The sequence below is a fragment of the Haloarcula sp. MBLA0138 genome, from assembly GCF_055632455.1.
Genome location: NZ_CM145746.1, coordinates 2,580,752 through 2,599,577, shown reverse-complemented (window position 1 = coordinate 2,599,577; position 18,826 = coordinate 2,580,752). Strand labels below are relative to the sequence as shown.

Below are 18,826 nucleotides of genomic sequence, written 5' to 3'. Positions count from 1 at the left end.
CCCGCCCCTCCGCGCCAGCGGACGCGTCCGCCCCCAAACGACTGAACGGTCAGAGATTTTAAGCCGGTCCTACCGGAAGTCCCTACGTGATGCGCCCTCCACTTTCGACGCTCCGCAGTGACGGTACAGCCGCCCTCGCCGTCGTCGTCGCCGCCCTCACGTGGACCGCCGCGAGGGGCCGCGCGGCGACGGCGCGGGCGTGGCGAACACTCCGCCGGGCCGGGTCGTGGCTCCGGTCGGGCGCGTGGACCGGGGCCGACCGGAGCCGTCGGGTCCTCGCCGGCCCGTTCCGGGAGGCGGTGACGGGTCCGGTCCGGACGGTCCTGCTCGGTCGACGGCTCCCCCTCTCGGTGCTGTTGCTCCTGCTCGCGGTCCCCCTCGCCCTCGGGTCGGCGTGGTGGGTCGACGCGACCCTCGGCTACGGCCCCCTCGTCGAACTCGTGTCGGGGACGTGGGACGGGACGGACCCCGAACTCGGCGTCTTCCTCGCCGCGGCCGCCCTCGTCGGCCTCGGGGCCGCCAGCGCCGGGGTGAACTCCGGGCTCGTCCCGACGGGGGTCCTCGTCGCCGCGCCGGTCTTCGGCGCTGGGCTCGCGCGCTACGGCACCACCGTCTCGACCTACGGCGGGGGAACGGCCGTGGTCTCGCTGCCCGAGGCCGTCGCCCACGCCGCGTACGTCGGCGTCGCGTTCGGCGTCCCCGTCGCCCTCTGTGGCTTCCTGCTGGGCGTCGGCCTCCGGTGGGTCGGAGCCGTCTTTTCCGACGCCACTGGCCCGTCCCGTCCGACCGAGCAGGCCTGAGCCGGCGAACTGGGTGCCGGCGCGCCCGGTTCCAAACCGGATAGTTTGAAACCCCCGCTGTGTTATCCCCGGGCAATGCTAGTCGCGTTCGACTTCGACGGGACGCTCTCGGACTCGGAGATGACGGTCCTCCTCGGGGACCGGAACGGCACCGCCGAGGACATGGCCGCCATCACGGAGCGGGCGATGAACGACGAAATCGAGTACGCCGAGAGCCTGCGCCAGCGGTGTGCCCTGTTGGAGGGAGTGAGCGACGCCGACGCGCAGGCGGCCTTCGACGCCGTCGAACTCCGCCCGGGCGCGGACCGGGTCATCGAGGCGCTCCGGGCGGCGGGCCACACCGTCGTCGTCCTCACCGGCGGGTTCGAGCGCGGCGTCGAGGCCGCACTCGCGGCCGAGGGCGTCACGGTCGACGCCGTCGTCGCCAACCGCCTGCCGGTCGCCGACGGCGAACTCACCGGCGAGGTCCGCGGCCCGCTCATCGAGGGGACCAAAGACGATGCGCTGGAGGTCACCACGGCCGTCGTCGGCGAGGACCGCGAGGCGACCGTCGCCGTCGGCGACGGGGCCAACGACCTCCCGATGCTGGAGGTTGCGGGGCTGGCGGTCGGGTTCGACCCGAAACCGGCCGTCGAACCGTCGTGTGACACCGTCGTCGAGACGATGGACGAACTGTACGACCTGCTGGAGGCCGAAGGCCTCCTCTGAGGAGGGGGTCGGCGCGGCCAGCGGCCCACGACACCGAAGTGTCAGGAGATGCAAGGGGTGGTATGGTCCAAGGGCCCCTCCTGCCGCCGCTTCGCATCGCCGTCGGCGTCGTCGCCGGAATCATCGCCACCCGCGGGATGGACGTGGTGATGGCCCGACTCCCCGAGGGTGAGACGCCGCCCCGCGTCGCCGCGGGCGTGCTGACCGAGCAGTCGCCCGACGACGCGCCGGGCCGACTGGCCGCGGTGGTCCACCACGTCGCCGGCTGGCTCACCGGGCCGCTGTTCGTAACCATGCTGTTGCTGGCCGAGGCGCTGCTGGGGGTGTCGGTGGCCGTGTTCCTCGGGACCGCCGTCGCCCTGCTGGCTCTGATGGTCGGGTTCTTCGTCCTCGTGGTCCTGCCGCGGGCCGGACTGCCGCGCCAGCGGGTGCGGCAGGTCAGCCGGGACTGGGCACTGTCGGCCGCGGCGTATCTCCTCGTCCTCGGCCTCGTCGTGTGGCTCGGGACCCGCGTCCTCTACAGCCTCTAGGTCGCCTGCGCGATGGCTTGGTCGAGGTCGGCGATGATGTCCGCGACCGACTCCGTCCCGACCGAGAGCCGCACCATGTCGTCGGTGACGCCGGCGGCGGCCTGCTCCTCGTCGGTGAGCTGCTGGTGGGTGGTACTCGCGGGGTGGATGACCAGCGTCTTCGCGTCGCCGACGTTCGCCAGCAGGCTGGCGATTTCCGTCGACTCGACGGTGGTCCGGGCGGCGTCGTAGCCGGCTTCGAGGCCGAACGTTATCATGCCGCCGTAGCCGCCGTCGAGGTACTCGCTCGCGGTTTCGTGAGTCTCGTGGTCGTCCAGTCCGGGGTAGGTGACCCACGAGACTTCCGGGTGGTCCGCGAGGTGTTCGGCGACGGCCATCGCGTTCCCGCAGTGGCGGTCCATCCGCGCGGGCAGGGTTTCGAGGCCCTGCATCGTCTGCCACGCGTCGAAGGGCGACTGCTGGCAGCCGAGGTCCCGCAGGCCGCGGGCGATGGCGGCGTAAGTGAAGGCGGCGTCGCCGAACCGCTCCTCGAAGTTCACGCCGTGGTAGGCGGGGTTGTCGCCGGCGATTTCGGGGTACTTCTCAGCGTGGTCGGCCCACGGGAACGAGCCGCCGTCGACCAGCACGCCGCCGACGGTGGTGCCGTGGCCGTGAATCCACTTCGTCGTGGAGTTCCAGACGAGGTCAGCCCCGTGTTCGATGGGGTTACAGAGGTACGGCGTGGCGAAGGTGTTGTCCACGAACAGGGGGACGCCGTGGTCGTGGGCGATGTCGGCCAGTCGCTCGAAGTCCGGCGTCACCAAGGCGGGGTTGCCGATGGTCTCGCAGTGGACGTAGGCCGTGTCCTCGTCGATGGCCTCGGCGTAGGCGTCGTAGTCCAGCGTGTCGACGAACCGCGTCTCGACGCCGTTGCGCGGCGCGGTGTGGGTGTAGTAGGTGTAGGTGCCGCCGTACAGCGAAGAGGCCGTGACGACGTTGTCGCCCACGTCGGCCAGCAGGAACGTGGCGAGGTTCAGCGACGCCATCCCCGAGGCGGTGGCGACGGCCCCGACGCCGCCCTCCAAGGCCGCCAGCCGCTCTTGGAGCATCGAGACGGTCGGGTTCATCAGCCGCGAGTAGATGTGGCCGGGCTTCTCCAGCGCGAACTGGGCGGCCGCGTCCTCCGCGTCCTCGAAGACGTAGGAGGTGGTCTGATACAGCGGCGGCGCACGGGACCGTGTCTCGGCGTCCGGCTCTTCCTGTCCGACGTGTAGGGCGTCCGTCTCGAATCCGCGGTCGTCGTCGCTCATACAGGGGGATACTGAACGGGAACGCCCTTAACTCTCCCCGGCGCGGCGACCCACGCTGGTGGTCCGAGGTCGCGGCGAATTTGGGTTGGAGTCGATGACGGACGCCGTCGAGGAGGGGGACGACGAAACCGGTTCTCACGCGAATTTCCGGACGGTCATATCGAGCGTGTCCAGATCGAGGATGGGGGCGAAGCCGGCGTCGGGGTCGATGTTGACGGACTTCTGAAAGTCGGTCTGGGCCTGCCAACAGCCCGAATTCAGCGCCAGCACGTTGTGGTACTTCCCCCAGCCGAGCTTGTGGACGTGGCCGGTGTGGAACACGTCGGGGACCTCCTCCATCACGAGGTAGTCCCGGTCCTCGGGCGCGAGGCGGGTGTGGCCGCCGTACTGCGGGGCGACGTGGCGCTTCTTCAGGAGCTGGTACATCGCCTTGTGTGGCTCGTCGTAGCTGGCCTCCTCGTCGGGGAGTTCGGCGATGACCTCGTCCAAGGAGACGCCGTGGTACATGAGGACCGTCACGCCCTCGACGGTGACCAAGGCCGGGTTCGAGTGGACCTGCGCGTCGTGGGCGGTCATGATAGCGCGCAGTTCCTCGTCGAACCCGGGCTGTGGCTCCGCGAGGCGGACAGCGTCGTGGTTGCCCGGAATCATCCGTATCTCCATGTCGCCGGGCACTTCCTTCAGGTACTCCGCGAAGCGCTCGTACTGCTCGTAGATGTCGACGATGTCGAGTTCGTCGTCCTGGTCGGGGTAGACGCCGACGCCCTCCACCATGTCGCCCGCGATGAGGAGGTACTCGACGGTCTCGGCCTCCGCGGTGTGAAGCCAGTCGGTAAAGCGGTGCCACGCGTCGGCCATGAACTCCTGACTGCCGACGTGAACGTCCGAGATGAGCGCCGCCTGCACGTGGCGGTCGGCCGTCGACGGCGAGTGAGTCCGGGGAACGTCCGGGAAGTAGAGGTTGTCGACGAAGAGGATGCCGGCGTCGTCGGCCAGCGTCCCCTCGACGGCGATGACCTCGTCCAAGAGCAACTGCTGGACGAGGTCGGCGATGGGGCGGTCTTTCATCACGAGACAGGGGAAGGTGCCGTTGGTGTCCTCCAGTTCGACGAGCCAGTGACCGCTGGCCGTCGAGCGGATGTCCGAGACCATGCCGACCAGCGCCGCCTCGCTGCCCCCGGCCATGCTCTCGATGGCGTCGGTCGGCCGGTGGTTGACCCGACCGCGGAGCTTGGTGGCGAGTTTCTCGTAGCGGTCCCGGAACACCGTCACGAAGTCGCCGTACTCGCCGGTCCCGGTCGAACTCCCCGTCATGTCGTTGGCGACCTCGATGGCACGCAGGCTCGTGTCCGCGTCTCTCGACCCCTTCGTTTCGACTGGAACACCGCCCCCGCCGTCGGCCGTCTCGGCGTCGGCAGTTCCAGTCGAAGCGGGGGGGTCCGGGGCGGCGTCGGTCGCCGGCGCTGCGGTGTCGCGTCGATCCGCTCTGGAGGACGGTTCGGCCCCGCTGTCGTCGGGTCCCGAGGCGTCGAGGACGGCCCGGACGTGGGCCGCCGTCAGCTTGAGCGCGTCGTCGGGCATCGTTTCCAGTGCGTCACCCAGCGCCGCGTCAGTGTCGGGGGCGTCCGCCAGCAGAGTCACGGCCTCGCGCTCGGCGTTGTAGCCGCGGCTGGCGAGTTCGCTCACCACCCGTGCCGGCGTCTCCAGAGGCACGTTCGCTACTCCGTCCCGGACAGCAAAAGCGTGACGGGAGGGGACAACGGAAAGTTGATACGCGGCCTGTGACAAGCCGAGTCGTATGTCCGGGCGGGAGTCACAGTCGGACGGCGGCGACGGGCCGAGTGCCCGTACCTACCTGCGGGACGTCGTCAGCAGCGCCGGCGCGGTGCTGGTCGTCGGGGTGCTCCTGTTCGCCGTCAGCGGCGTCTGGCCGCCGCTGGTCGCCATCGAGAGCGGCAGCATGGAGCCACACATCCAGAAGGGCGACCTCGTGTTCGTGATGGAGGAAGACCGGTTCCCCGGCCCCGATGCCCAACACGGCGTCGTGACCGCGGCGCAGGCCGACGGGGGCTACACCAGATTCCAGCAGGGGGGCGACGTCGTCGTCTACGCCCCGGACGGCAACAACGGGACGACACCCATCATCCACCGAGCGATGCTGTACGTCGAAGCCGACGAGAACTGGTACGACCGCGCCAACCAGAGCGCCATCGGGAACGCCCGGAACTGCGCCGAACTCGCCAACTGCCCGGCCCCCCACGCCGGGTTCATCACGAAAGGCGACAACAGGATTTCGAACGGCCAGTACGACCAAGTCGGGGCAAACACTATCAGCGGCGTCGTGCGCCCCGGGTGGGTCGTCGGCACCGCGGAGGCCCGCGTCCCGCTGCTCGGGGAGATACGCCTCCGGTCGAACCGGGCGGCCGCGAACGCGACCCGACCCGCGCCGTAACCCCTGTCAGTTGTCGAAGCGGGCCTGTACGAACGGCTGCACGTCCTCGATGTCGCCCAGCCGCGAATCAGACAGCAGGACCGCCTCCGTCTCGTCGGTCGGCACCGACAGCGAGATCTCCTTGGTGCGGCCGTAGCGACCCTTCGAGACGACGACGGCGTTGACGATGCCCAGCATGTCGAGTTCGGAGATGAGGTCAGTCACCCGCCGCTGGGTTAGCACGTCGGCGTCGATCTCCTGACAGAGGTTCTTGTAGATGTTGTATACCTCGCCGGTGTTGATGTTGTGGACGCCGTTTTTCTCCAGCAGGATGATAGCGAAGAGGACGATCTTCGACTGGGTCGGCAGCGTCCGTACTACCTCGACCACGCGGTCGAGTTCTATCTTCTCTTGGGCCTGCCGGACGTGGTCCTCCTCGACTTGGTCGGTCTGGTCGCGCTCGGCGAGTTCACCCGCCGTCCGCAGCAGGTCGAGCGCCCGGCGGGCGTCCCCGTGTTCCTGCGCGGCGAAGGCCGCACACAGGGGGATGACGTCGTCCGAGAGGGCGGCAGTCTTGAACGCGACCTCCGAGCGGGCCTGCAGGATGTCCCGGAGCTGGTTGGCGTCGTAGGGCGGGAAGACGATCTCCTCCTCGCCGAGGCTAGACTTGACCCGGGGGTCGAGGAAGTCGGTGAACTTCAGGTCGTTGGAGATGCCCATGATACTCACGCGGGAGTTCTCCAGCTCGGAGTTCATCCGCGAGAGGTTGTAGAGCGTGTCGTCCCCGCTCTTCTCGACGAGCTTATCTATCTCGTCGAGCATGATGACGACCACGCGCTCGTGGTAGTCGACGGCGTCGAAAAAGGAACTGTAGACGCGGTCGGTGGGCCATCCCGTCATCGGCACGTCCTCGAAGCCCGCCTTGTCCGCTTCGAGGTCGTCGATGCGGTCCTCGACCGCCGCCACGGCGTCGAACTCGGTGTCGGCCAGCGCTGATTCGTCTTCGCGCGCACGCGAGGCGAGGTCCTCGAGGTCGGCGACCCGCTCGTCGATGACCTCGCCGTTCTTGTCGATGAACTTGTTCGCCAACTGTGCGAGGACGCGGTACTGGGTGTCGGTGACCTCGCAGTTGATGTACTCGACCTCGCAGGGGACCTCGTACTTCTGGGAGGTCGTCTCCAGTTCCTCGCTGACGAACTTCGCGCTGGCGGTCTTGCCCGTCCCAGTCTTCCCGTAGATGAGGATGTTCGAGGGCGTGTCCCCGCGCAACGCGGTGACGAGGATAGTCGCCATGTTGTTTATCTGCTCCTCACGGTGGGGGAGCTTGTGGGGCGTGTAGGAGGGGCGAAGCACCTCCTTGTTCTCGAATATCGGCTCCCCGTCGAGCAGGTCGTCGAACAGACCTCGCGAGGCCTCGTCGGAGTCGTCGTCGCCGGAGTCGATGCCGTCGAGGACGACGTCGTCGAGGACCCCACCCTCCGCTGTCGTCTCGCCGTCCAGCGGCCCACCGTCGCCGGTCGAGTCGGCGTCGGCGACCGGCTCCGACCGGTTCGTCTCGTCGTCCGGGTCGTCGCTTGCGTCGGTCATGTCCAGAGAGATACCCCTTCGTTTCGTGTGGAGAGAGCGGCCCGCACCCGAAGAGCGGCCGAGACACGGCGTTTCACGCCACCACCTGTCGGTTTCGTCGTCACGGGTGCGTCCAGTTGAACCACATGAACCCGTGGCTGATTCGATAATAAATATTTCGGTCGATTGAGAGCGCCGGACCCGAAACGGGGGGCGAACAGCTCGGGACAGCAATCACGGCGAGACAGACGCCGAGCGACCACGAGGAGGACGGTCGGCCACAGACGGACGGAATGCGCGGTTGCGACGAGAGGGAACTCACCGCGTCGAGTCGACGAGAGCCAACCCCCTTGTGGGAAAGGGGTGGGTTCGGGTGGACGGGAAACGGTGGCGGGTTCGGCGAAAGCGGCGGGACGCGAGCGGACGGCGTCGACCGACCCGAAGGGGTCCCTACGGACTGACTCAGTGTCTGCCGAGAGTTGGTCGACCTCCATGCCGGGTAGACCCCCCCACCCCTTCGTTTCGGGTGCAACGGAGAAACCACCCGGGTGGGGGGGTAAAGAAGTAGAATGAGAACGAGCTAGACTAGGAAAGATTTAACATAGATACCGTTAAACCAGAGCCGCACTGGAGAAATAGAACGTTGTAGGTATAGTTAGTATGCTGTACTAGCGTCTAGGCGACGCTACCGGCTGATACCCTCGTCTAGAGCGCGCAGTCGTCACCCGCGATTCGGGCCGAGCGGTTCCCGTGGACACACCTATTCCCCGTTCCAGTTGAAACGAAGGGGTGGGGGGCTTCCTCTACCTTCGACACTCGCCCCGTTTCCTTGTCGTCCAGCGCCCGGTCTTCGGTTCTCTGACGCTTTCCCGTCTCCGTCACCCGATTCTGCTCCGCGGACCCCGCTTCCCGCTCCGTTTGCCACTGCCGAACAACTCGGAAAAATTACGGTTGTCTGACGTAGCCTTAAGTGAATTCGCCTTTCTTCTACGGGCAGACGCCGCGATACCGGGTAATCCGGGCGGCGGGAGGAACGAGGATGGGATTGTTAACGAACCTCAAAGATAGCATTTCGCGGGCAGCGTCGACGCTGTTCTCGGAGGAAGACCCGAAGCGTATCGGCATCTACGGCCCCCCGAACGCGGGGAAGACGACGCTTGCCAACCGCATCGCCCGTGACTGGACCGGCGACGCCGTCGGCCCGGAGAGTCACGTACCACACGAGACACGCCGCGCACGGCGCAAGGAGAACGTCGAGATAGAGCGCGACGGCAAGAAGGTCACCATCGACATCGTGGACACGCCCGGTGTGACGACGAAAGTCGACTACACCGAGTTCCTCGAACACGACATGGAGAAAGACGACGCCGTCCGCCGCTCCCGGGAGGCCACCGAAGGGGTTGCGGAAGCGATGCACTGGCTCCGGGAGGACGTCGACGGCGTCATCTACGTCCTCGACTCGGCGACAGACCCGTTCACGCAGGTCAACACGATGCTCATCGGCATCATCGAGAGTCAGGACCTGCCGGTGTTGATTCTCGCCAACAAGATCGACTTAGAGGAGTCGTCGGTCCAGCGGATTCGCAACGCCTACCCACAACACGAGACCATCCCGCTCTCCGCGCTGGAGGGCGACAACATGGACGAGGTCTACGACAAGATAGCGGAGTACTTCGGGTGATACGATGGCGGAAGTGAAAGACCCCGACGACGGCGTGCAGATAGACCTCATCAGCGGCGAGCGGATGGACGGGATGACCTCGATGGAGAAGATACGGATGATTCTCGACGGGGTCCGCGACGGCAACATCGTCATCCTCGAAGAGGGGCTCTCGCCCGACGAGGAGTCCCGGCTCATCGAGGTCACGATGACCGAGATAAGCCCCGACGAGTTCAACGGCATCGAGATAGAGACCTACCCCAAGTCCGAGACGGCCGACGCGAGCATCCTCGACCGCATCATGGGCAAGGAATCGACGAAGAAGCTGACCGTCATCGGTCCGGCCAACCAGATAGAGACGCTGCACAAGGACGAGACCCTCATCAGCGCCCTCGTCTCCCGGAAATAATGCCCCACCAGTGTACGAGCTGTGGCCGCGTGTTCGACGACGGCTCCAAGGAGATGCTCTCGGGCTGTCCGGACTGTGGCGGGAACAAGTTCCAGTTCCGGCCCGACCGAGAGAGCGCGGAGCCGGACCCAGACGCGGAGCCGCCGGACCCGCCCGACCCGCCCGGCGGCGACGGGGTCGCCCGGACCGTCGGCAAGACGGCCGCGACGGTTCGCGACCTCGTCTCCGGCACCGGCTCGGCGTCGGAGTCGGCCACCGCCGGCGCGCCCGCCGACGGCGAGCCCCCGGTTTCGACTGGAACCCCCGACGGCCCGAGCGAACCCGGCGTCTCGACTTCCGCCGTGTCGGACGCGGGCCCCGTCGGCGACCCGTCGGCGGCCGACACCGAGGACTCGGCGCAGGCGAGCGCGCGCGGCGAGGTCGTCTCGCCCGACGAGCTCCCGACCGACCCGCAGACCGAGACCGACACCGAGCACCGCTTCCAGCCGGTCGCGGCAGCGACCGAGGAGAGCGAGGGCGGGGACGACACCGACGCGGACCGGCGTGACCGTCCCGACCTCGACGAGCTCCGGGCGGAACTCAACGACCAGTTCGAGTCCATCAAGGTGCTCGAACCGGGCCAGTACGAGCTGAACCTCATGGAGCTGTACGACCGCGACGAGTACATCATCGCGCTGCAGGAGGACGGCCGCTACTCCATTCAGGTCCCGGAGACGCTGCGGGAGTAAACGCGATTTCACACCGTCTGCAACCGTCTCAGCGGTGTTACCACTATTCTGTGGGCGGCCCCGGCACAACGGTTATATAATATGGGATAGATATTCCGCGTAGACCCATGCGACAGCGGGAGCACTCACACGTCGACGAATGGGCGTCGCTCCTCGGGTCCGACGTCGAGGACGACGGCTCGGACGGCGTCCGCGAGGTCGACTGGTTCGACGACGAGGAGCGGGCGTAGCGTCGACCGCGCCGCGAACCAGACCGCGAAAACCGCGCGCCGGCCGCCTATATCTGGTCGTACTGCTCGGAGAGCTTCTCGGCCGCTTCGGCCATCAGTTCCTGCTCGTAGTCGTCCAGTTCCCACTCGACTATCTCTTCGACCCCGTTCGAGCCGAGGCGGACGGGGACGCCGAAGGCGGTGTCCTCGTGGCCGAACTCGCCCTGTAGTTTGACGGAGGCGGGCAACACCGCGCCGGTGTCGCGGACGATGGCCTCGACCATGTGGGCGACGCCGCGGGCGGGCCCCCACTCGGTCGCGCCCTTGCGCTCGATGACGTCCATCGCGGACTCCTGTAGGTCGGCCAGAATCTCCTCGCGCTCGTCGCCGCTGAACTCGGGGTCCGTGCCGTCGACGCGGACCTTCGAGAAGACCGGGACCTGCGCGTCGCCGTGTTCGCCGAGGATGGTCGCCTCCACGTTTCGGGTCGGGGCGTCGAAGCGCTCGGAGAGGACGTACCGGAACCGCGCCGAGTCCAGACGGCCGCCGAAGCCGATGACCTGCTCGCGGGCGCGGTCGCCGGCCTCGTAGAGGTGGCGGTTCAGCAGGTCCACCGGGTTCGAGGTCGTCAGCGAGACGTAGTCGTCGTTGTGCTCGTCCAGCGAGGACTGGATGTCCTCCATGATTGGCGCGTTGTCGCCCGCGAGGTCGATGCGGGTCTGGCCCGGCTGGCGCGGGATGCCCGCCGTGATGACGACCACGTCGGAGCCCGCGGTGTCCTCGTAGCCGCCCTGTCGGACGGTCGTGTTCGAGTCGTAGGCGATACCGTGGTTGGTGTCGGCCGCCTGCCCGACGGTGTCCTCCTCCTTGTCGGGGATGTCGACGAAGACGACCTCGTCGGCGATGTCCCGGAGCGCGATGTTGTACCCTGCCGCCGCGCCGACCGTGCCGGCCGCACCGACTACGCTTACCTTTGTCATACCATTCGAAACGCCACCCGCGCCGACGTTAAACGTGTCGAAACCCCCCAGTTCCCGGTCGACCGCGCTCTACCGCACCCGAAAACGGTTTTCAGCGTGACGGCGTTGGGACACACATGAGCGACTTCGACAAGGAGGCCGAGCGCGAGAAGCTCCGCGAGAAGTTCGAGCGCGAGGAGGAGAAGCGCGCGGCGACCGAACAGATGAGCGAACTGCTGCTCAAGGGCGCGACGATGACCAACGCCCACTGCAACGAGTGTGGCGACCCGGTCTTTCGCTACGACGGACAGGAGTTCTGTCCGACCTGTCAGAAGCCCGTCGACCGCGGCGACGGGGCCCAGCAGGGCGACGGCGAGGGGGACGGTTCCGACGCCGGCGACCACATCGAAGTGACCGACCCCAGTGACGACGCCCACGTCCAGTTCGGCGGGGAGACGGCCGACGGCGACGCCCCCGACGGTGCCGAGGGTGCCCCGGGCCAGCCAGCCGAGGGCGAACCCGACCGAGCGGCCGCCGACGCCCGGTCCGAACAGCACGCGGCCGCCGACGCCCAAGCGGAACCGACAGCGGCCGACCCCGCCCCCACCGAGACACCGACGCCCGACCCCGCCGCACAGTCGGCCGAGCGGGACGCTCGGCCGACGCCCGACGACGGCGTCGCCGACCCGAGTACCGCGCCCCGGCCCGACTCGGACACTCCCGCCCGCGCCGACGCGGACGCCGCCCCGTCCCGGCCCGACCCCGGTGTTTCCACTCGAACCCGCTCGCCCGACGGCGACGTGGCCGCCGACCTCGAGGCGGCGGAGGCGTTGCTGGCCGAGACGCTCAGAGCCTACGCCGAGCGCGCCGCCGCGGCCGACGACCCCCGGACCGCCCGCGAACACCTCGCGGCGGCCCGCGAGGCGGCCGAAGCGCTCGACGCCGCGACCTTCTGACGCCGGCGCGGGGCCGGACCGCACGGTCGCCGGCAGTATTCGTCCGAAAAGCCGTCGACGCCGCCGTGACCCCCTTCAGTAGCCGCCGGGTCCGTCGGCCGTGACCCCCACGGCCGAGTCGACCCCGCCGTCCCGCCGGTCGTCGACCCGGTCCAGCAGGTCGTCGATGTCGGGCACGTCCTGCGGGTTCGGGCCGCCGTGGCGGGAGACGACCCGAAGGCGGTCGTCGTCGCACTCGAACAGCGCGACGCCCGGGAGTCGCGGGATGGTCCGCTCGAAGGGCGCGAACGCCCCGAACCGCGCCGCGTCGTCGTCCGCCGCTTCCGACTCGCCGAGCCCCTTCGCGGGGTCGGCCAGCATCGGGAACGGGAGGTCGTACCGGCGGTGCCACAGCAGCGCGCGCTCCCGGCCGTCGGGCAACACCGGGACGACGGCGGCCCCCAGCGCCGCGAACTCGTCGTAGCGGTCGGCCAACCGCCCCACGAGGTCCCGACACAACGGGCAGTAGTGGTCCCGCAAGAGAACCGTGAGGACGTAGTCGTGGTCGGCCGCGAGCGTCCGCGAATCGAGCGCCTCGCTGCCGGTCCCGACGTTGTGAAGCTCGAAATCGAAGTAGCGATGCCCGTCGGCGTCTGTTTTATTCACTTCGTCTCCCCCTTATTATCAAGGCGGGCCACCCATATCAAAGTTCCCGTAACGCTCCCGTGATGCGTCTCACGCGTCGTAGTCGCTGCCGACGACCGCCCGGATTCGCTCGGCGGTGACCTCGCCGACGCCGTCGACCGACTGCAGGGTCTCGTCGTCGGCGGTCATCACCGCCTCGACGCTCCCGAGTTGTTCGAGCAGCGTCCGGGCAGTCACCGGGCCGACCTCGGCGACGGCGGCGACGACGTACTCCTGTTGCTCGGCCAGCGTCTTGGACTGTTTCTCGCCGTGGACGCTGACCTCGCGGTCGCCGGCGTCTTGCTCGCGCTCGGCGACCACTTGGAGCAAGTCGGCGGTCTCGCTCTCGTCTGCGGTCCGCATGACGCTCGCGCCGAAGTCGACGGCCAGCGACGCCAGCGCCCCCCGAATCGCCTTGTGGTGGACGTTTCGCGCGCCGTAGAGGTCCCCGCCCTCGATGACGACGACCGGGCGGGCGTAGTTGCGGGTCGCGTCGCCGACCTGCTCGAACATCGAGCGGTCGCCGCCGGTGAGCGTATCGAGGAAGTCCGCGACGGTCTTTCGCTCGACGACCACGCGGTCCGAGAGGACGTAGTCGCCGACGGCCAGCGTCTCCAGTCGGGTCTCGATTCCCTCGCGCGTCGAGAGGTCGCGGGCGATGGTCGAGTCGAGTTCCCGCTGGTCGACGACTATCTCCGTCGGTTCCTCGCTCCCGCTGTCGGCCGCCGCGACGGTGCCGTCGGGGGCGTCGCCACCGACCGTCTCCCCGTCGGTCACCTCGCCGCCGGTCGTCTCCCCGCTGCCACTCGCCACGTCCTCGCCGGCGAAGGCGTCGAGTCCGGCCTGCCCGTCGCCCTCCGTTTCGGGTCCGCTGCCCGCGCTCTCGCCGTCCTCTCGGTCGCCGTCGGCAGCGGTCGCGCCGCCGCCACCGGTTCCAGTCGAACCGTTCCCCGCGGCGTCGCTGTCGCCGGCGGTCCCGTCGCCGCTCCCGTACTCGTCCAGCCCGGTCTGGTCGAGCCGGGCTTCGAGTTCGCTGGCGGCGCTTTTGAGGTCCTGTAGCTCGCGTTGCATCCGCTTCTGGTCGTTGCGGGCCTTCCAGAAGTAGGCCTCGTCGCGGGTGTCCTCGGCCAGCAGGACGACCACGCGGCCGTCGGCCTGTCGCCCGGTCCGGCCCTTCCGCTGGATGGCCCGAATCGCCGTCGGCACGGGCTCGTAGAACAGGACGAGGTCGACCTCCGGCACGTCCAGCCCCTCCTCGGCGACGGAGGTCGAGACCAGCACCTCGAACTCGCCGCCGCGGAACCGCTCTAAGGTCTCCTGTTGCTCGGTCTGGGTCATCCCCTCGCTGCCGTCGGTGTCGCTCTGGCCGACGAACTTCTCGGTGGCGAAGTGGTCCGAGAGGAAGTCCACCAGCGTCTCCGCCGTGTCCCGGGACTCGGTGAAGACGATGACGCGCTCGCCGTTCTCGATGCCCAGCGTCTCGGCCAGCAGCATTCTGGTCCGGCGGAACTTCGGGTGCAGGTCGTCGTAGTCGCGGGTCTTCCGTATCGCCTCCCGAACTTTGGGTTCGCTGACCAGCCGCTGGTCGGCCTTCGAGGCCCCGGAGGAGCGGGCGGCCTCCTTCAGGCGCTCGAAGTACCGGCGGGTCGACTCGACGCTCTGGGTCTCGACGTAGGTGACGGCCGTCCGTATCTTGCGAATCTCGGCCAGCAGGCTCATCCCCTGATACCCCTCGCTCTGGTCGTTGTCCATCAGTTGCCGGAGTTCGGCCTGTATCCCCTGAATCTCGCGTTCGGAGAGGTCCGGCGAGGACTTGCCGGTAACGCCCAACTCCTTCAACTGCGCCAGCCTGTCGGCGACGACCTCGTTGAGCGCGTCGCGTATCTCCACGACGACCTCGGGGAGGTCGATGCGCTCCCACTCGACGCTGGTGTCGTGGGTGTACTCGGCCACGTCGGCGTCGTCCTCGGTCATCACCGCCACCTCCGAGAGACCGAGGTTCTCGCAGACTTCGAGGATGGCCTCCTCGTCGTCGCCCGGCGAGGCGGACATCCCGGTCACCAGCGGGTCGTCGGCGTCGGCGTGGTAGCGCTCGGCGATGTAGTTGTACGCGTAGTCGCCGGTCGCGCGGTGGCACTCGTCGAAGGTGCAGTGGACGACCGAATCGAGGTCGATGCGGTTGCCCACGAGGTCGTTCTCGACGACCTGCGGCGTGGCGACGACGACCCGGGCGTCGTCCCACAGGGCCGCGCGGTCGTCGGGCCGGACCTCCCCGGTGAACACCACTATCTCGTCGTCGGGCACCTCCAGCGCCTCGCGGTAGAAGGTCGCGTGCTGTTCGACCAGCGGCTTGGTCGGCGCGAGCATCAGCGACTTCCCGCCGACGCCGTGGAGCCGCTGGGCGGTCACGAGCAGCGAGACGGTCGTCTTCCCGAGCCCGGTCGGGAGACAGACTAGCGTGTGGCCGCCGCCGGCGGTCGCGGCCAGTTCGACCTGATACCGGCGGTCTTCGAGGAACCCGTCGGTCACCAGCGGCCGGTCGAGATACTCCGCGCCGGCGTCGGCGGTCGCCATTGCCGTGGGGTTGGTCCCGTCCCCGGTTAAGGGTTCAGGTACCGGGGTGAAAGTAGAGGCCTACGCCGGGACGGCGGCGACGCCGACCCACATCGCCGCCGCGCCCAACACCGGAATCGAGAGGTTGTCGTCGACGACGAAGCCGGCGACGGTGGGTTTGACCCCGTCGGCGAACGTCGCCGCGACGCCGCCCAGCACCGCCGCCGCGGTCGGGACGAACGGCGCGGCCAGTCCCGTACAGACGCCGAACATCACCAGCAGGACCCACGCCTGCTTGACGTTGCCGGCGTCGGCGGAGCCGAGCAGGCCGCTGATGGGGTCGCCGACGGCGAGCATCAGCATCGCGGCGACGGCGACCGACTCGGCCATCCCCAGCGACACCGCGCCGGCGACGGCGGCCATCCCGACCATGTACAGCGCGTAGCCCGCGGGGTTGTCCTGTTCGTACTCGCGGGTCAAGCGGTCGTAGATGGCCCACTCAAGCCCCGCGGAGAGGCGCAGGTACTCCAGAACGACGACGACGAGGACACACAGCGCCAGAAAGCCCTGTACGACTCGCCACGTGACGAGCGACGGGACGGCCAGATGCGACAGCGGCACGAGCGCCCCCGTCGCGTGGACGGCGCGTCTGGCGACCTCGTCCGCCATCTACAGGTCGTCGAAGGTAGCGTCGCCCTCGTTCAGCCGCGCGAGCGTCGCCGCGAGGTCGTCGACGGGGACGCGCTTCTGGTCGGTGGTGTCCCGCTCCCGGACGGTGACGGTCCCCTCCTCTAGGGACTCGTAGTCGACGGTCACGCAGTAGGGAGTGCCGACCTCGTCCTGCCGGCGGTAGCGCCGGCCGATGGCCCCCGAGTCGTCGTAGGTGACCGACAGGCCGGCCCCGCGCAGGTCGGCGGCTATCTCCCGGGCGCGGTCGGCCAGCCCGTCCTTGTCCATCAGCGGGAAGACGCCGACGGTGGTCGGCGCGACCTCCGGGGGGAGGTCCAGATACGTCCGCTCCTCGCCGTCGACCTCGTCGGTCGCGTACGCGTGGGCGAGCACCGTGTAGACGATGCGGCCGACGCCGAAGGAGGGCTCGACGACGTGGGGCGTGACGTGCTCCCCGTTCTCGGTGACTTCCTCGACGGCGAAGCCCGTCCACGCGACCGGGACGGCGTGTTCCTCGCCGTCGACCTCGACGGTGACCGACTCGCCGTCGAAGGCGTCGGGGTCGCGTTCGGCCTTCGATTCGAGCGCGTCGGCGACGGCCCCCGCAGCCCCGCCGAACTCGGGGCCGAGTTCGCTCATGTCGGGGTCGACGGTCGGCCGCTCGACGGTGACCGGTTCGTCGTACTGCTTGAAGACGGTGTACTCCTCGCCGGAGTGGGCGGCGTGCTTGTCGAGGTCGTAGCTGCCCCGGTAGGCGAAGCCGGTGACCTCTATCCAGTCGCCGTCGATCTCGGTCTCGGCGTCCCAGCAGTCCGAGGCGTAGTGGGCCAACTCACCGGGGAGGTGCTGGCGGTAGCGAAAGCGGTCCATGTCGACGCCGATGCGCTCGTACCACCCCTTGGCGACGCCCAGATAGTAGGCGACCCAGTCGCTTTCGACGACGCCCTCGTCGACGGCCTCCCGGACCGTCAGGCGCTCGACGCCGCCGCCGTCGGCCTGCTGGCGCTCGCCGGAGTACAGCGGCAGTTCCACGTCCGCGACCTCGTCGAGTGGCGGCTCGTCGGCCTCGGGGTCGACGAAGTGCTCCAGTTCGGCCTGCGTGAACTCCCGGACCCGGACCAGCGATTTGCGCGGCGATATCTCGTTGCGGTAGGCCTCGCCTATCTGGGCGACGCCGAAGGGGAGTTGGTTGCGGGCGTACTCGGCCAGTTGGGGGAACTCGACGAAGATGCCCTGCGCGGTCTCGGGGCGCAGGTAGCCCGGCGAGGAGCTCCCGGGGCCGATGTTCGTCTCGAACATCAGGTTGAAGTTGTCGACCTCGACGCCGCCGAGGGGTTCGTCACAGGAGGGACAGGTCAGCCCGTGGTCGGCGATGATGTCCATGACCTCCTCGTTGGGGAGCGACTCGGCCTCCTCGATGTCCGTGTTGTCCTCGACGAGGTGGTCGGCGCGGTGGGTGGCCCCGCAGGCCGGACACTCCAGTATCATGTCGTCGAAGCCGTCGAGGTGGCCCGACGCCTCGAAGACCGGTTCGGGCATCACGGTCGGGGCCGAAATCTCTTGGTGGCCCTCGCGGACGACGAAGCGGTCCCGCCACGTTTCCTCGATGGCCGACTTCAGCGCCGCGCCCTGCGGGCCGTAGGTCCAGAAGCCCGACGCGCCACCGTAGGCCTCCGAGGCGGGGAAGTAGAAGCCGCGGCGCTTGGCGAGTTCCGTCAGTCGTTCCCCCTCGCTCATAGCGCCTCCAGCAAGTCCACGTCCCGGACGATGCCGGTGAGTTCGTCGCCCGAGACCATCGGAATCTGCTCGATGTCGTGTTCCATCATCAGCTTCGCCGCCTCTCGGGCGGTGCGGCGCTTGGTGACCGTGACGAGGTCGTCGGTCATGAACTCGCTGACCGGCTCGGCGGGAATCTCGACGTTCCGGGTGGGCATGTACCGGCCGCCGACGGCCTTGATGCCCTCCCACGCCCACTCGTCGTCCTGATTGGCGATGGAGTCGCCGGTGGCGTCCTCGCCCTCGACGACGCGGGCCACGTCGATGATGTCGACCTCGGTGAGCATCCCGGTCATGTCGCCCTCGTCGTCGAGGACGACGCCGTAGGGGACCTCGGCGTGCGAGAGCTCCCGCTCGGCGACGGGTAGGGGCGTCCCGGCGTACGTGCAGTTCACGTCACGGCGGGCCAGTTCGCCGACCTCGGTGTCCCCGTCCACGTCGCCGTTGGCGATCGCGTGGATTACGTCGGTGACGGTGACGATACCCTCGAGCCGGCCGTCGACGACGGGGAGGCGGCGCTCGCCGGCCTCGACCATCAGGGCGGCGGCGTCCTCGATAGCGGTGTCGGCGGTGGTGGTCGCCACTTCCTCGACCAGCAGGGCCAGTTGGTCCTCGTCCGGCCGGTCGATGAGCGCGTCCCGCGAGACGAGTCCCCGAAAAGTCTCCCCCTCGTCGGTCTCCTTGACGACGGGGACGGACGAGAACGCCCGCTCTTGGAGGTATTCGAGCACGTCGTCACGGGTACCCGGAAGCTCGACCGTGACAACCTCCGAGCGCGGCGTCATGGCGTCTGCGACGTTCATACTGCCAGAACGTCCTGCCCGCACCTACTAAGTCCTTAACATCCGCCCCGTCGCCGGACCGGACGGCGGCGCTCGGGAGCGTCGACGACGGCCGCGGCGCTCGCCGGGGTGGAGCCG

General features: G+C 68.6%; 18 protein-coding genes. 9 read left to right on the top strand and 9 right to left on the bottom strand.

All coding sequences use genetic code 11. The annotated features are described in order from the left end of the window. Positions 1-89 precede the first annotated feature (89 nt). The 3 genes from ACV7JO_RS13890 to ACV7JO_RS13880 all read left to right on the top strand — a co-directional run bounded on the left by ACV7JO_RS13890 (position 90) and on the right by ACV7JO_RS13880 (position 2,038). Complete coding sequence (locus tag ACV7JO_RS13890; RefSeq protein WP_470354003.1) at positions 90-800, top strand: DUF8071 domain-containing protein; 711 nt, start codon at positions 90-92, stop codon at positions 798-800. 75 nt (positions 801-875) lie between these two features. After that, positions 876-1,508 carry a phosphoserine phosphatase SerB gene (gene serB / locus ACV7JO_RS13885; RefSeq protein ID WP_470354002.1) on the top strand — a complete coding sequence of 211 codons (633 nt, stop codon included), beginning with the start codon at positions 876-878 and terminating at the stop codon, positions 1,506-1,508. Positions 1,509-1,570: 62 nt separating this feature from the next. After that, positions 1,571-2,038, top strand: a complete 468-nt coding sequence (locus ACV7JO_RS13880) for a hypothetical protein (protein ID WP_470354001.1) — start codon at positions 1,571-1,573, stop codon at positions 2,036-2,038. Here the strand turns inward: ACV7JO_RS13880 and ACV7JO_RS13875 are convergent. Both ACV7JO_RS13875 and ACV7JO_RS13870 read right to left on the bottom strand, forming a co-directional pair. Continuing rightward, a complete protein-coding gene (locus ACV7JO_RS13875; RefSeq protein ID WP_470354000.1) occupies positions 2,035-3,327 on the bottom strand; it encodes an O-acetylhomoserine aminocarboxypropyltransferase/cysteine synthase family protein in 1,293 nt (430 codons plus the stop codon). The two genes, ACV7JO_RS13880 and ACV7JO_RS13875, sit on opposite strands and share 4 nt — an antisense overlap. A gap of 135 nt (positions 3,328-3,462) precedes the next feature. Continuing rightward, on the bottom strand, positions 3,463-5,040 hold the full coding sequence (locus ACV7JO_RS13870) for a DNA-directed DNA polymerase II small subunit (RefSeq protein WP_470353999.1): 1,578 nt from the start codon (positions 5,038-5,040) through the stop codon (positions 3,463-3,465). An 85-nt stretch (positions 5,041-5,125) separates the two neighbouring features. On the opposite strand from ACV7JO_RS13870, the gene ACV7JO_RS13865 reads away from it, so the two are divergent. Continuing rightward, complete coding sequence (locus tag ACV7JO_RS13865) at positions 5,126-5,779, top strand: S26 family signal peptidase (RefSeq protein ID WP_470353998.1); 654 nt, start codon at positions 5,126-5,128, stop codon at positions 5,777-5,779. A gap of 6 nt (positions 5,780-5,785) precedes the next feature. Here the strand turns inward: ACV7JO_RS13865 and ACV7JO_RS13860 are convergent, their stop codons facing one another. Beyond that, positions 5,786-7,345, bottom strand: a complete 1,560-nt coding sequence (locus ACV7JO_RS13860; protein WP_470353997.1) for a Cdc6/Cdc18 family protein — start codon at positions 7,343-7,345, stop codon at positions 5,786-5,788. A 1,018-nt stretch (positions 7,346-8,363) separates the two neighbouring features. On the opposite strand from ACV7JO_RS13860, the gene ACV7JO_RS13855 reads away from it, so the two are divergent. The 4 genes from ACV7JO_RS13855 (at position 8,364) to ACV7JO_RS13840 (ending at position 10,351) form a co-directional block, all read left to right on the top strand. Further along, positions 8,364-9,005 (top strand): Era-like GTP-binding protein, encoded by a 642-nt coding sequence (locus tag ACV7JO_RS13855; protein WP_004590329.1) that lies wholly within the window; start codon positions 8,364-8,366, stop codon positions 9,003-9,005. 4 nt (positions 9,006-9,009) lie between these two features. Then, entirely contained in the window at positions 9,010-9,393 is a 384-nt protein-coding gene (locus ACV7JO_RS13850; RefSeq protein WP_470353996.1) for a DUF2073 domain-containing protein, read from the top strand. Beyond that, a complete protein-coding gene (locus ACV7JO_RS13845; RefSeq protein WP_470353995.1) occupies positions 9,393-10,121 on the top strand; it encodes an OapC/ArvC family zinc-ribbon domain-containing protein in 729 nt (242 codons plus the stop codon). The genes ACV7JO_RS13850 and ACV7JO_RS13845 overlap by 1 nt, the downstream gene beginning before the upstream one ends. A 107-nt stretch (positions 10,122-10,228) precedes the next feature. Further along, positions 10,229-10,351 carry a hypothetical protein gene (locus tag ACV7JO_RS13840; RefSeq protein ID WP_470353994.1) on the top strand — a complete coding sequence of 41 codons (123 nt, stop codon included), beginning with the start codon at positions 10,229-10,231 and terminating at the stop codon, positions 10,349-10,351. Between the two features lie 47 nt (positions 10,352-10,398). Here ACV7JO_RS13840 and mdh read toward each other — a convergent pair whose 3' ends face one another. Next, the gene (mdh, locus tag ACV7JO_RS13835; RefSeq protein ID WP_470353993.1) at positions 10,399-11,310 is read right to left on the bottom strand and encodes a malate dehydrogenase; all 912 of its coding nucleotides are present in this window, start codon (positions 11,308-11,310) and stop codon (positions 10,399-10,401) included. Between the two features lie 116 nt (positions 11,311-11,426). Between mdh and ACV7JO_RS13830 the strand changes: the two genes are divergently transcribed. Next, positions 11,427-12,245 carry an Sjogren's syndrome/scleroderma autoantigen 1 family protein gene (locus ACV7JO_RS13830; protein ID WP_470353992.1) on the top strand — a complete coding sequence of 273 codons (819 nt, stop codon included), beginning with the start codon at positions 11,427-11,429 and terminating at the stop codon, positions 12,243-12,245. 75 nt (positions 12,246-12,320) lie between these two features. Here the strand turns inward: ACV7JO_RS13830 and ACV7JO_RS13825 are convergent, their stop codons facing one another. The 5 genes from ACV7JO_RS13825 to ACV7JO_RS13805 form a co-directional block, all read right to left on the bottom strand. Further along, positions 12,321-12,890 carry a redoxin domain-containing protein gene (locus ACV7JO_RS13825; protein ID WP_470353991.1) on the bottom strand — a complete coding sequence of 190 codons (570 nt, stop codon included), beginning with the start codon at positions 12,888-12,890 and terminating at the stop codon, positions 12,321-12,323. 69 nt (positions 12,891-12,959) lie between these two features. After that, on the bottom strand, positions 12,960-15,482 hold the full coding sequence (locus ACV7JO_RS13820) for a DEAD/DEAH box helicase (RefSeq protein ID WP_470353990.1): 2,523 nt from the start codon (positions 15,480-15,482) through the stop codon (positions 12,960-12,962). 60 nt (positions 15,483-15,542) lie between these two features. Next, complete coding sequence (locus ACV7JO_RS13815; RefSeq protein WP_470353989.1) at positions 15,543-16,130, bottom strand: dolichol kinase; 588 nt, start codon at positions 16,128-16,130, stop codon at positions 15,543-15,545. Further along, complete coding sequence (glyS, locus tag ACV7JO_RS13810) at positions 16,131-17,867, bottom strand: glycine--tRNA ligase (RefSeq protein ID WP_470353988.1); 1,737 nt, start codon at positions 17,865-17,867, stop codon at positions 16,131-16,133. Next, a complete protein-coding gene (locus ACV7JO_RS13805; RefSeq protein ID WP_470353987.1) occupies positions 17,864-18,709 on the bottom strand; it encodes a CBS domain-containing protein in 846 nt (281 codons plus the stop codon). Before ACV7JO_RS13805 ends, glyS begins: the two co-directional genes overlap by 4 nt. Positions 18,710-18,826 lie beyond the last annotated feature (117 nt).